Annotated in this window: 10 protein-coding genes; 9 read left to right on the forward strand and 1 reads right to left on the reverse strand. The window is 61.3% G+C overall.

All coding sequences use genetic code 11. From position 1 onward, the window contains the following. The first annotated feature begins 205 nt into the window (after window positions 1-205). The 7 genes from ACA066_RS15605 to ACA066_RS15635 are packed head-to-tail and all read left to right on the forward strand — an operon-like array spanning window position 206 to window position 6,509. Window positions 206-883, forward strand: a complete 678-nt coding sequence (locus ACA066_RS15605) for a thermostable hemolysin (protein WP_497695623.1) — start codon at window positions 206-208, stop codon at window positions 881-883. Then, on the forward strand, window positions 873-2,354 hold the full coding sequence (locus ACA066_RS15610; protein ID WP_497695624.1) for an AMP-binding protein: 1,482 nt from the start codon (window positions 873-875) through the stop codon (window positions 2,352-2,354). The genes ACA066_RS15605 and ACA066_RS15610 overlap by 11 nt, the downstream gene beginning before the upstream one ends. Further along, entirely contained in the window at window positions 2,351-3,025 is a 675-nt protein-coding gene (locus ACA066_RS15615) for an iron-containing redox enzyme family protein (RefSeq protein WP_497695625.1), read from the forward strand. The genes ACA066_RS15610 and ACA066_RS15615 overlap by 4 nt, the downstream gene beginning before the upstream one ends. Further along, complete coding sequence (locus ACA066_RS15620) at window positions 3,012-3,821, forward strand: SDR family oxidoreductase (protein WP_497695626.1); 810 nt, start codon at window positions 3,012-3,014, stop codon at window positions 3,819-3,821. Before ACA066_RS15615 ends, ACA066_RS15620 begins: the two co-directional genes overlap by 14 nt. After that, window positions 3,818-4,462: a tetratricopeptide repeat protein gene (locus ACA066_RS15625; RefSeq protein ID WP_497695627.1), complete on the forward strand. Its 645-nt coding sequence runs from the start codon at window positions 3,818-3,820 to the stop codon at window positions 4,460-4,462. Before ACA066_RS15620 ends, ACA066_RS15625 begins: the two co-directional genes overlap by 4 nt. 11 nt (window positions 4,463-4,473) lie before the next feature. Then, window positions 4,474-5,136 (forward strand): response regulator, encoded by a 663-nt coding sequence (locus ACA066_RS15630; protein WP_497695628.1) that lies wholly within the window; start codon window positions 4,474-4,476, stop codon window positions 5,134-5,136. After that, window positions 5,133-6,509, forward strand: coding sequence for an ATP-binding protein (locus ACA066_RS15635; RefSeq protein ID WP_497695629.1), 1,377 nt, complete (start codon window positions 5,133-5,135; stop codon window positions 6,507-6,509). The genes ACA066_RS15630 and ACA066_RS15635 overlap by 4 nt, the downstream gene beginning before the upstream one ends. Window positions 6,510-6,599: 90 nt before the next feature. On the opposite strand, the gene ACA066_RS15640 is transcribed toward ACA066_RS15635, so the two are convergent. Next, entirely contained in the window at window positions 6,600-7,496 is an 897-nt protein-coding gene (locus tag ACA066_RS15640) for a LysR family transcriptional regulator (RefSeq protein ID WP_497695630.1), read from the reverse strand. 121 nt (window positions 7,497-7,617) lie between these two features. Between ACA066_RS15640 and ACA066_RS15645 the strand changes: the two genes are divergently transcribed. Beyond that, window positions 7,618-9,264 carry a GMC family oxidoreductase gene (locus tag ACA066_RS15645; RefSeq protein WP_497695631.1) on the forward strand — a complete coding sequence of 549 codons (1,647 nt, stop codon included), beginning with the start codon at window positions 7,618-7,620 and terminating at the stop codon, window positions 9,262-9,264. A gap of 214 nt (window positions 9,265-9,478) precedes the next feature. Next, window positions 9,479-11,101, forward strand: coding sequence for an MFS transporter (locus tag ACA066_RS15650; RefSeq protein WP_497695632.1), 1,623 nt, complete (start codon window positions 9,479-9,481; stop codon window positions 11,099-11,101). The last annotated feature ends 911 nt before the right edge of the window (window positions 11,102-12,012 follow it).

The following is a 12,012-nucleotide window of genomic DNA, read 5'->3' on the forward strand; positions in this document are numbered from 1 at the left end:
AAGGGGCCTCGTGATTATCATGACCGGCTGCCGACCATTCGCGCAGCCCGGGCCCGGTAAACCACCGAACCGACGGCGTGCACCTTGCACGCCGAGTCTTAAGGCAATCTGAAGACCGCCCCGGTTACGCTTTCTGCCACCTTCAGATTCCGTTAAGAAATGCCTTCGATACTCCTCCCACACTTAACCTGGGAGGCGTTTTCCAATGCCCGATTTCGACTGGAACATCCCCCTGCCCCTGCACCTCGGCCAAGCCGATGCACCGCAGATGAGTCTGGTCAGAGCGTTGCCGGATGAGCCCCAACGTCCAGTCTTCGAAGCCTTTATTCAGCAACGATTCCGCAAGGCCCACGGCGCCGATATCCGCCACTTCATGCCGGAGCTGTTCGGCATGAACAACGCATCCGGCGAAATCTGTGCAGTGGCCGGCGTACGCCTGGCCAGCGCCGAACCGCTGTTTCTGGAGCGCTACCTGGACGAACCGATTGGCCCGCTCATCAGCGCCGCTGCCGACCAGGCGGTAGACCGGGCCTGCATCGTCGAGGTGGGCAACCTGGCCGCCAGCGACACCGGCAGTGCGCGAATGAGCATCATCGCCATCACCTACCTGCTGGCCATGGGCGGCCTGGAATGGGTGGCGTTCACCGGCAACATCGGGCTGGTGAACAGCTTCCATCGCCTCGGCCTGAAACCCGTCACCCTGTGTGCGGCCGACCCCGCGCGGCTGGGTGATGACCGCCACAGCTGGGGCAGCTACTACGAGAGTAAGCCATGGGTCCACGTCGGCAACATCCGCGCCGGTTTCGTCCATCTGCGAAACATCGGGATGTTCAATCGCCTGGGTTTGCCGTCGTCCATTGAGGAATCCAGCCATGTCGCCTGAAATGGAGCGTTTTAAGCAGGCTTTACGCAGCCATGCCGAACGCAAGACCAATGCCATAGCTCTGTGGGGCGATCAGTTGAAACTGGACTACGCCACCCTGTACGCCGAAGTAACGTATCGCCAGCAACGCCTGCGCGATGAAAACGTCAACGTGGTTGCACTGGCGCTGGACAATGGCGTTGAAGCCATTCTCTGGGACCTGGCCGTGCTGTTCGAAGGCCTGACTTGCCTGACGTTGCCCCCCTTCTTCAGCCCGACGCAACGCCGCCATTGCCTGGAACACAGCCAGGCCGAACTGGTGATCGCCGAGTCGGAGCAGGAAGACGAACTGCAAAGCGCCGGGTACGAAAAAAGCGGGGAGTTCTGGCGGCGAACCTTCAGCGGCCCGAACCGTATGCCCGAAAGCACCGCCAAACTGACCTTCACCTCCGGCACCACCGGCACACCGAAAGGCGTGTGTCTGAGCGCCGAGAGCATTTTGCGCGTCGCCCGTGAGCTGGATCAGGCCAGCAAACCCACTCACCCGCAGCATCACCTCGCTTTGCTGCCCTTGGCGATCCTCCTGGAAAACCTGGGGTGCTATGCCGCGCTGTATGCCGGCGCGACCTTGAGCCTGCCCAGCCAGAAAACCCTCGGCATTCAGGGCGCCAGCGGTGTCGATGTGCCTCGCCTGCTGGGTTGCCTGGCCGCCCGCGCACCGGAAAGCCTGATTCTGGTGCCGCAGTTGCTGTTGATGCTGGTCAGCGCCGCCGAACAAAAAGCCTTCGCGCCCTACTCGTTACGTTTTGCCGCCGTGGGCGGCGCCCGGGTTTCCGAGGAATTGCTGCAGCGCGCGCAACGCCTAGGGATGCCGGTTTACGAAGGCTACGGATTATCGGAATGCGCGTCAGTGGTGTGCCTCAATCGGCCGGAGGCGCAACGCCCCGGCAGCGTCGGCAAGCCACTGCCCCATGTGCACATTTGTCTGGCCGACGACGGTGAAGTGCTGATCAAGGGTTCAACCTTGCTGGGTTATCTGGGCGAGGCGCCGCACACCGATGAATGGTGGCCCACGGGCGATCTCGGCGAGTTCGACGCCGAAGGTTTCCTCTACCTCAAGGGGCGCAAGAAGCATCAGTTCGTCACCAGTTTCGGCCGCAACGTCAATCCGGAGTGGGTTGAGGCCGAGTTGACTCAACGCCGCCATATCGCCCAGGCCTTCGTCTACGGCGAAGCAATGCCGCGCAACCATGCGCTGCTCTGGCCCCATCGCCCGGACTGCAGCGACGCAGCACTGGCCGCCGCCGTGGCCGAGGCCAACGAGGCGTTGCCCGATTACGCCCAGGTCCATCACTGGACCCGTCTGGACCAACCGTTCACACCGGCCAATGGCCTGCTCACCGCCAATGGCCGCCCGCGCCGCGACGCCATCGTCGAGCGCTACCGGGCGCAACTGACTGAATCCACGCTTTCCAAGGAATCCGCATCATGAGTTTTTTCGACACGCTGCAAGAAGCCACTCAACAAGAACGCCACGAGCTATTCAATCTGCCCATCATTCGTGACGCCCTCGCGGGCAAGGTCAGCCTGGAGAGCTATCGGGCCTTCCTGGCACAAGCCTATTACCACGTGCGTCACACCGTGCCATTGATGATGGCCTGCGGTGCACGCCTGCCGTCGCGCCTGGAATGGCTGCGTGAAGCAGTGTGTGAGTACATCGAGGAAGAATACGGCCACGAAAAATGGGTACTCAATGACATCGAAGCCTGCGGCGGCGACAAGGATGCGGTGCGCGATGGGCGTCCGTCCTTGCCGATCGAGTTGATGGTCAGTTTTCTCTACGACCTGATTGCCCGCGACAACCCGGTAGGCCTGTTTGGCATGGTCAACGTGCTCGAAGGCACTAGCATTGCCCTGGCCACCCATGCAGCCGGCAGCATTCGCGTACGCCTGGACTTGCCGGAAACTGCCTTCAGCTACCTCAGCTCGCACGGTTCCCTGGACATCGAACACATGCAGACCTACCGCCGACTGATGAACACCCTCGACGATCCGGCGGACCAGGCCGCGGTGATTCACGCCTCAAAGGTGGTCTACAAGCTCTACGCCGACATGTTCCGTGGCCTGCCGCGTGACGGGGAGAACCTGCATGCGCCTGTCTGAGGCTCGCGTGGTATTGACCGGCGCCAGCGGTGGCATTGGCCTTGCGATCGCGTCAGCCTTGTGTGCCAGCGGTGCACACGTATTGGCGGTGGCCCGGCATCGCGAATCCCTGGAGCCGTTGCTCGCGCGCTATCCGCAGCACCTGTGCTGGGTCGATGCCGACCTGACGTTCCTCGCCGACCGACGCAAAGTACTGGCCGCCGCCGAAGCTATCGGCGGCATCAACCTGCTGATCAACGCCGCCGGGATCAATCATTTCGCCATGCTCGAACAGCTCGAGGACAGCGACGTCAACGCCATGCTCGCGGTGAACATCAGCGCGCCGATCTGCCTGACCAAACTATTGTTGCCGCTGCTCAAGCAAGCCGAGAGTGCGATGGTGGTGAACGTCGGTTCTACCTATGGGTCGATCGGCTACCCCGGCTACGCCAGCTATTGCGCCACAAAGTTCGCCTTGCGCGGTTTTTCCGAAGCCCTGCGCCGGGAGTTGGCGGACACCCGGGTCGGCGTTCTCTACGTCGCGCCACGCGCCACCCGCACGAGCATGAACAGCCCGGCGGCGCAGGCCTTGAATGACGCTCTGAAATCCAATGTCGATGCCCCCCAAACAGTCGCCTCGGCGGTGATTCACGCGATTGCCGGCGACCGTCGTGATTTGTATCTGGGCTGGCCGGAGCGCTTTTTCGTGCGCCTCAACAGCCTGCTGCCCAATTTGGTGGACCGAGGCTTGCGCAAGCAATTGCCGCTGATCCGTCGCCTGAGTCAGAAGCCCGAGAACGAGAACCTCAAACCATGAAAAATTTTACCGTTTGCCTGCTGCTCACCGCCCTGAGCCAAAGCGTTTGGGCATTGGACACCGCTGACCAGCAACGCCTGACCGGCATCCAGCAAAGTTGGGCGCACATTCAATACGAACTGCCTGCGGACCAGCGCACCGCGGCGTTTGAAAAGCTCGCCGGCCAGGCTGCTGCGTTTACCCGGGAGCGCCAATCGGTGGCCGAAGCCTGGATCTGGTCCGGCATAGTCACCAGCAGTTGGGCCGGAGCCCAAGGCGGATTGGGTGCGTTGAGCAAGGTCAAGGACGCGAAGGTCGATCTGGAGAAAGCGCTGGTGCTCGACCCCAAAGCGCTTCAAGGCTCGGCCTATACCAGCCTCGGCGCCCTGTACGACCGCGTTCCCGGCTGGCCCATCGGTTTTGGCGATTCGGACAAAGCCGAACAGTTACTAAAACAAGCCTTGCAACTCAACCCGAACGGCCTCGATAGTCTGTACTTCTGGGGTGATCACCTCTACCGTCAAAAGCGCTACCGCGAAGCCAGAAGTGCGCTGCAAAAAGCCCTGCAAGCGGACCCAAGGCCAGGCCGGGAAACTGCCGATGCCGGGCGCCGCAAGGAAATCGAAGCGTTGCTGGTGGACGTGAACAAGAAACTCGACTGACAGGAGTCCGTGTGCGCTTATTACTGATCGAGGATGACGTGGCGCTTGGCGAAGGCATCCACCAGGCGCTGGGTCGCGAAGGCTATACCGTCGACTGGCTGCAGGACGGCAGCAGCGCCTTGCACGCGCTGCTCAGCGAAACCTTTGACCTGGCGGTGCTCGACCTTGGCCTGCCGCGCATGGACGGGCTCGAGGTGCTGCGGCGCTTGCGCGACAGCGGCTCCAACTTGCCGGTACTGATCCTCACCGCGCGGGATGCCACCGAGGATCGCATCGCCGGACTCGACGCCGGCGCTGACGATTACCTGATCAAGCCCTTTGATCTTGCGGAACTCAAGGCTCGCCTGCGGGCTTTGTTGCGGCGCAGTGCCGGTCGCGCCCAGGTGCTGATCGAACACGCCGGCATCAGCCTCAACCCCGGCACCCAGCAAGTCAGCTATCAGGGCGAACCGGTAGCACTGACGCCCAAGGAATATCAACTGCTCCATGAATTGCTCTCGCCACCGGGCCGGGTCATGACCCGCGATCATCTGATGCAGCTGCTGTATGGCTGGAACGAAGAAGCCGAGAGCAACACTCTGGAAGTGCACATCCATCACCTGCGCAAGAAATTCTCCACCGACCTGATTCGCACCGTTCGCGGCGTCGGTTACCTGGTGGAGGAGCGTCGATGACGTCGATCCGTCGCCGTACGCTGACGTTGATTATCGGCCTGATGCTGGCCGGTCTGGCCGTGATCAGCGCTCTCAACCTGCACGACAGCAATCACGAAATCGCCGAAGTCTACGACGCCCACCTCGCGCAAAACGCCCGCTTGCTGCAGGGTGTAATGCGCATGCCGATGGCGAGCAAGGAACACACCGAGCTGTACCAGGCGTTCAACAAGGCCTTGAGCGAAGCGGTACCGAGGGTTGACGGCCACCCTTATGAAAGCAAACTGGCGTTTCAGGTCTGGAATCAGCAGGACGAAGTGCTGGTGCACACCGCCAGCGCCCCCTCCTTCACCGCCCCCCCGTCGAAACCCGGGTTCAGTGATGTCGTGGACTTGAACAACCGCCACTGGCGCGCATTCCTGCTCGAAGACAAACAGAATCACCTGCGCATCTGGGTCGGCGAGCGCGACGACGTGCGTGCTGATCTGGTCGACCGGATCGTGCGGCACACCTTGTGGCCCAATATTCTGGGCAGCCTGATTCTGGCGGCCATGGTCTGGCTGGCCATCGGCTGGGGCCTCAAGCCGCTGGCGAATATGGCAGCGACCTTAAGGGCGCGGCACAGCGGTTCGCTCGAACCGCTGCAATTGAACCCGCTGCCCAGCGAACTGGAACCGATGCAAGCGGCGCTCAACCGCATGCTCGCGCAGATTCAGGAAGTGCTCGGTCGCGAACGGCGCTTTATCGCCGATGCGGCCCATGAAATGCGCACCCCGCTGGCGGTATTGCGGGTGCATGCGCAAAACCTGCTGGAAGCCGGTACCGAACAGGAACGTCGAGAATCCCTGGAGTTCCTGATCGCCGGTGTCGACCGCACCAGCCGTCTGGTGAATCAATTGCTGACCATGGCCCGCCTTGAGCCCAAAGCCGTGACGCCCGAACTGCAACCCATCGACCTGACCGAAACCGTACGCGACAGTCTGGTCCAACTGACGCCGTGGTTATTGAGTCAAAACCTCGAGCTGGCCTTCGACGTCAACGACCAACCCCTGCCCGTGGTTGCCGACGCCGCCGCCATCGACATTGCCCTGAACAACCTGATCACCAATGCTGCGAATTTTTCACCGGTGCAGGGCGTTATCACCGTGCAATTGAGCCAGGCCGACGGTTTCTACAACCTCAGCGTCGAAGACCAGGGTCCTGGCATCGATGATGCGGATCGCGGGCGATTGTTCGAACGTTTTTACAGTCGCGGAAATGCGCAAGGCGCCGGGTTGGGGTTGACGATTGTCAACACCATCGCCACTCGGCTGGGTGGCCGAATCACCCTGGTCAATCGCCCGGAAGGCGGGTTGCGTGCCACGTTGTCGATTCCGGATCGCGGCCTCCTGTAGGAGCGAGCTTGCTCGCGATGGACGCCAGAACGCCGCGTTTAGTCAGGTGCCCCGCGTTTTCGTTAACGTCCATCGCGAGCAAGCTCGCTCCTACAAGGGATCGGGGCCCAGCAGTAATCCCTGCTCACGCTCACACAATTCCACCACGTAATCCCACAATACCCGCAGCCGCACGGATTTGTGCAGCTCGCGGCGGGTGCTGATCCAGTAGCTGCGCTGGATGCTTTCATCCGGAAACAACGGTACCAACTCTGGATCGGCACTGGCCATGTAGCACGGCAACACCGCGATCCCCAGGCCCGAGCGCGCCGCCTGTTGCTGGGCGATGACGCTGGTGCTGTGGAAGACCACCTGCGGGTTGCGGCAGAAGCTGTTGAGGAACATCAATTCCTGGCTGAACAGCAAATCGTCGACGTAACCGATCCAGGCATGACGACCGAGGTCTTCGCGACTGCGCAACGGTGGCGCACTGTCGAGATACGCCTGGCTGGCATACAGCGCCAGGCGATAGTCGGTGAGCTTACGCGTGACCAGCATGTCGGCGGACGGGCGCTCCAGATGGATGCTGATCTCGGCTTCGCGGTTGAGAATGCTGACAAAACGTGGCACCGCCACCAGTTCCACTTCCAGCCCCGGATAGCGTTCGAACAGCCCGTTCATGCGGCTGGCGAGGAACATGATGCCCAGCCCTTCCGTCACGCCGACGCGAATCTTGCCCAGCGGCGCCGTCGATTGGGTGATCTCCTCCTGAGCCAGCAGCGCAACGTTTTCCATCGCCTCGGCGTGTTTGAGCAACGCTTCGCCGGCCGGGGTCATCTCGTAGCCCTGGGCGTGCTGGACGAACAGCGCGGTACCGAGACTCTTTTCGATGGCCTCGATGTGCCGGGCTACCGTGGCGTGAGTGGTGTTCAAACGGCGGGCGGCAGTGAGCAAACGCCCGCTGCGCTGCAATTCGAGAAAAAACCGCAGGTCATTCCAATCGAACATGAACCGTCCTTAGGGCTACGCTGTTTAAAAACGCACAGCGGCTGCGCAAAAACTAACATTCTTTTGACGAAAGCTAACAACTAGGATGACCGACAACAAGAACAACAATACGAGGTCAGGGATGCAGACTTCCCTTGATGAATACGACTACATCGTGGTCGGGGCCGGACCGGCCGGTTGTTTGCTGGCCAATCGGTTGTCGACCAACCCGCAACACCGGGTGCTGCTGCTTGAAGCCGGCGGCCGCGATAACTACGCGTGGATTCACATCCCCGTGGGTTACCTGTTCTGCATCGGCAACCCACGCACCGACTGGTGCTTCAAGACCGAAGCGCAACCCGGCCTGCAAGGTCGCGCCCTGAGTTACCCGCGTGGCAAGGTGCTCGGCGGCTGCTCCTCGATCAACGGCATGATCTACATGCGCGGCCAGGCCCGCGACTATGACGGCTGGGCCGCCGACGGCAATCCCGGCTGGAGCTGGAATGACGTCCTGCCGCTGTTCAAGAAAAGCGAAAATCACTTTGCCGGCGACTCGGAATTCCACGGCGCTGCCGGCGAATGGCGGATCGAGCGTCAGCGGCTGTCATGGCCGATTCTCGACGCATTCCGCAGCGCTGCCGAACAAAGCGGCATCGCCAGCATCGACGACTTCAACCAGGGCGACAACGAAGGTTGCGGCTATTTCCAGGTCAATCAGAAGGCCGGTATCCGCTGGAACGCGGCCAAGGCGTTTCTCAAACCGGTTCGTCACCGCCCCAACCTCACCGTGTTGACCGACGTCGAAGTCGATCGCGTGCTGCTGGAAAACGGCCGCGCATCGGCGGTCAGCACGCGCTGGCAGGGACAGGCGAAAATCTTCAAGGCGCGTAAGGAAATCATCCTCTGCGCTGGTGCCGTCGGCTCACCGACCATCCTGCAACGTTCCGGCATCGGCCCTCGCCCGCTCCTGGAAAAACTGGGGATCGGCGTGGTTCATGACCTGCCCGGTGTGGGCGGCAATCTGCAGGATCACCTGCAACTGCGGCTGATCTACAAACTGGAAAACGCCCGGACCCTGAACCAGATCGCCGGCAGCGTCTGGGGCAAAATGGGCATGGGTTTGCGTTACCTGTATGACCGCAGCGGACCGCTGTCCATGGCGCCGAGTCAGCTCGGTGCGTTTGCCCGGTCAGGGCCGGAACAGACCTCGGCGAACCTCGAATACCACGTGCAACCCTTGTCGCTGGAGCGTTTCGGCGAGCCATTGCACGCCTTCCCCGCCTTCACCGCGTCGGTCTGCGATTTGCGCCCGCAAAGCCGTGGCCGAATCGACATTCGTTCGGCCGATCCGCAGGAAGCTCCGCTGATTCAACCCAATTACCTGAGCCATCCGGAAGACTTGCGCGTCGCGGCTGACGCCATCCGCCTGACCCGGCGCATCGTTTCCGCCCCCGCCCTGCAAGCATTCAAGCCGGTGGAATACCTGCCCGGTGACCGCTTGCAGACTGAAGAAGAACTGCACGAAGCCGCCGCCCGCATCGGCACGACGATTTTCCATCCGGTCGGCACCTGCCGCATGGGCAACGACGCCGACGCGGTGGTCGATGCGCAGCTCAAAGTCCATGGCATCCCCGGCCTGCGCATCGCCGATGCGTCGATCATGCCGCGCATCACCTCGGGCAACACCTGTTCGCCTACGCTGATGATTGCCGAAAAGGCTGCGCAACTGATTCTTAACCCCATTACAAGGAGCATTACCCCGCCAAAGGAACTGGTTACGCACCCGTGAACCTTGCACGGACATGACTGTAGGAGCGAGCTTGCTCGCGATGAACCAGAGAGCGCACGTGGGTGTCAGGTTTACAGCGTTATCGTTGACGACCATCGCGAGCAAGCTCGCTCCTACAGGAAATACACCCGATACATCGACAGGAGCGGCACCCGCCCACAAGGCAGGCGCCGACAGTGGAACAACAAAAACAATCACTGTGAGGGATACCGATATGTCAGAACATGTACAGCCTCTGGAAATCACACGCAGCGTCGACACGAGCCGCGACACCCGCAAAGTCATTTTCGCGTCGTCACTCGGGACGGTGTTCGAGTGGTACGACTTCTTCCTCTATGGCGCCCTCGCGGCGGTCATCAGCAAACAGTTTTTCGCCGGGGTCAACGACACCACCGCGTTCATCTTTGCGCTGATGGCGTTCGCCGCCGGTTTCATCGTGCGGCCCTTCGGCGCGCTGGTGTTCGGTCGATTGGGGGACATGATCGGGCGTAAATACACCTTCCTAGCCACCATCATCCTCATGGGTGTGGCGACGTTCTGCGTCGGACTGCTGCCGACCTACGCGAGCATTGGCATCGCCGCGCCGATCATTCTGGTGGTGCTGCGCATGCTTCAGGGTCTGGCCCTGGGCGGTGAATATGGCGGCGCTGCAACTTATGTCGCGGAACACGCGCCCATCGGCAAACGCGGTTTCCACACCAGCTGGATTCAGTCCACTGCAACCCTTGGCTTGCTGCTGTCGTTGCTCGTGGTGCTGGGTTGCCGTTATTTCACCGGTGACCAGTTTGAAGTCTGGGGCTGGCGGATTCCGTTTCTGTTTTCGATCGTGCTGCTGGGCATCTCGACCTGGATTCGCCTAAGCCTGCACGAATCACCCGCGTTCGTGAAAATGAAAGAGGAAGGCAAACTCTGCAAGTCGCCGCTGCGTGATTCCTTCGGCAAATGGGAAAACCTCAAAGTTGTGCTGATCGCCCTGTTCAGCATCAACGCCGGACAAGCGGTGACGTTTTATGCGGCGCAGTTTTATGTGCTGTTCTTCCTCACCCAGTTCCTGAAAATGGACCCGGCACTGGCCAACAGCCTGTTGATCGTCAGCGTGATCATCGGCGCGCCGTTCTTCATTTTCTTTGGCTGGCTGTCGGACAAGGTCGGGCGCAAACCGGTGTTGATGATCGGCCTGTTGCTGGCTACCGCATTGTACTTCCCGATCTTTAAGTCCATCGCCCACTACGCCAACCCGGCCATCGACCAGGCCAGCCGCCAGGCGCCGATCACCGTACTGGCCGACCCGGCCACTTGCACCTTCCAGTTCGATCCGGTGGGCAAGGCGAAATTTGACAGCCCTTGCGACAAGGTCAAAACCTTCCTGGTGAAACAGGGTCTGCCCTACATCAGCCAGGCGGCACCTGCCGGCAGCGGTGTGCAGGTCAGCGTCGGCGAGGTGAAAATCGATGGTTACGATGAAGCGGCCCTGCGCGGCGCGGTGACATTGGCGGGGTATCCGTCACAAGCCGATACGCAACAGGTCAACAAGCCGATGATCGTGGCGCTGATGGTGGTGCTGATCATCATCTCCGCCATGTGCTACGGCCCGCTGGCGGCGCTGATGGTCGAACTGTTCCCGACGCGCATCCGCTACACCTCGATGTCCTTGCCTTATCACATCGGTAATGGCTGGTTTGGCGGGTTTCTGCCGACGGTGTCGTTTGCGCTGGTGGTGTATACCGGGGACATTTTCTACGGGCTTTGGTACCCGGTGGTGATTACTGCGGTGAGCCTGGTGGTGGGGATGATCTGCTTGCGTGAGACCAAGAACGTGGATCTGGATACCAACTGAGTTCAGTTTTGAACGGGGTGTGGTTAAGCGATTGGGGGGTAAATCGGTTGCTGCGGTAACGGCCGCTTATGGTTCCGCCCTTACGGCGGGTTACTTGGAAAAGCGCCAAGTAACCAAGCGCTTTTGCCCCTTTCGTTCGGTGGCTCGCCAAGGCTCGCCATGCCCTCGCTCCGGTCCTGCTCCGTGGGCCCGCCGCGATCGGCCATCCATGGCCGTGCGCGGCTAACCCGGCATCCCTGCCGGGTTGCCCACTGCGCAGAACCGGAACGAAGCCTCTCGAGGGGCGACTACCGCCACAGCACCGCGAGGCGGCCTACCGGCCGGCCTGTTTCTTCAAGCGTACGCATTCCCCTGTGGGAGCTAGCCTGCTAGCGATGGACGTTAACGATAACGCGTGCGGTCTGAATGAACGCGGTGTCTGGACGTCCATCGCTAGCAGGCTAGCTCCCACAGTGGATTGTTGTCCGGCATTGCATCGGGTTACTCCGCCGGTGATTCAGCCGGACCAGATCATGTCGGCTACCAGGCCGCCTCGCTTCGCCCTTTGATCTGGCTTTTGATCTTGATCTGCCCCGTCGGAAGGCCGAGCGCAGGTTCTGCGCAGTGGGCAAGCCGGCAGGGATGCCGGGTTAGCCGCCCCCGGCCATGGATGGCCGATGGCGGCGGGCCCACGGAGCAGGACCGGAGCGAGGGCATGGCGAGCCACCGTACGTCAGGGGCGAGAACGTTTGGTTACTTTCCGCCGGGCCGCAGGCTTTTCAAAGTATCCGCCGTAAGGGCGGAACCTTAAGTGGCCGTTACCGCAGCAACGGATATGTACACCATCAAATCCTATGTCGCCCAACACATAGCCATCGCGGGCAAGCCCGCACACACATTGGCTCCGGGTACATCCGCGAGAACAGGTCGGC

This window comes from Pseudomonas sp. LBUM1651 (assembly GCF_059716135.1).

Coding starts and splice junctions, on each gene's coding strand:
- ACA066_RS15605 (WP_497695623.1), top strand. CDS start 206: ATGCCCGATTTCGACTGGAACATCCCCCTGCCCCTGCACCTCGGCCAA.
- ACA066_RS15610 (WP_497695624.1), top strand. CDS start 873: ATGTCGCCTGAAATGGAGCGTTTTAAGCAGGCTTTACGCAGCCATGCC.
- ACA066_RS15615 (WP_497695625.1), top strand. CDS start 2,351: ATGAGTTTTTTCGACACGCTGCAAGAAGCCACTCAACAAGAACGCCAC.
- ACA066_RS15620 (WP_497695626.1), top strand. CDS start 3,012: ATGCGCCTGTCTGAGGCTCGCGTGGTATTGACCGGCGCCAGCGGTGGC.
- ACA066_RS15625 (WP_497695627.1), top strand. CDS start 3,818: ATGAAAAATTTTACCGTTTGCCTGCTGCTCACCGCCCTGAGCCAAAGC.
- ACA066_RS15635 (WP_497695629.1), top strand. CDS start 5,133: ATGACGTCGATCCGTCGCCGTACGCTGACGTTGATTATCGGCCTGATG.
- ACA066_RS15640 (WP_497695630.1), bottom strand. CDS start 7,496: ATGTTCGATTGGAATGACCTGCGGTTTTTTCTCGAATTGCAGCGCAGC.
- ACA066_RS15645 (WP_497695631.1), top strand. CDS start 7,618: ATGCAGACTTCCCTTGATGAATACGACTACATCGTGGTCGGGGCCGGA.
- ACA066_RS15650 (WP_497695632.1), top strand. CDS start 9,479: ATGTCAGAACATGTACAGCCTCTGGAAATCACACGCAGCGTCGACACG.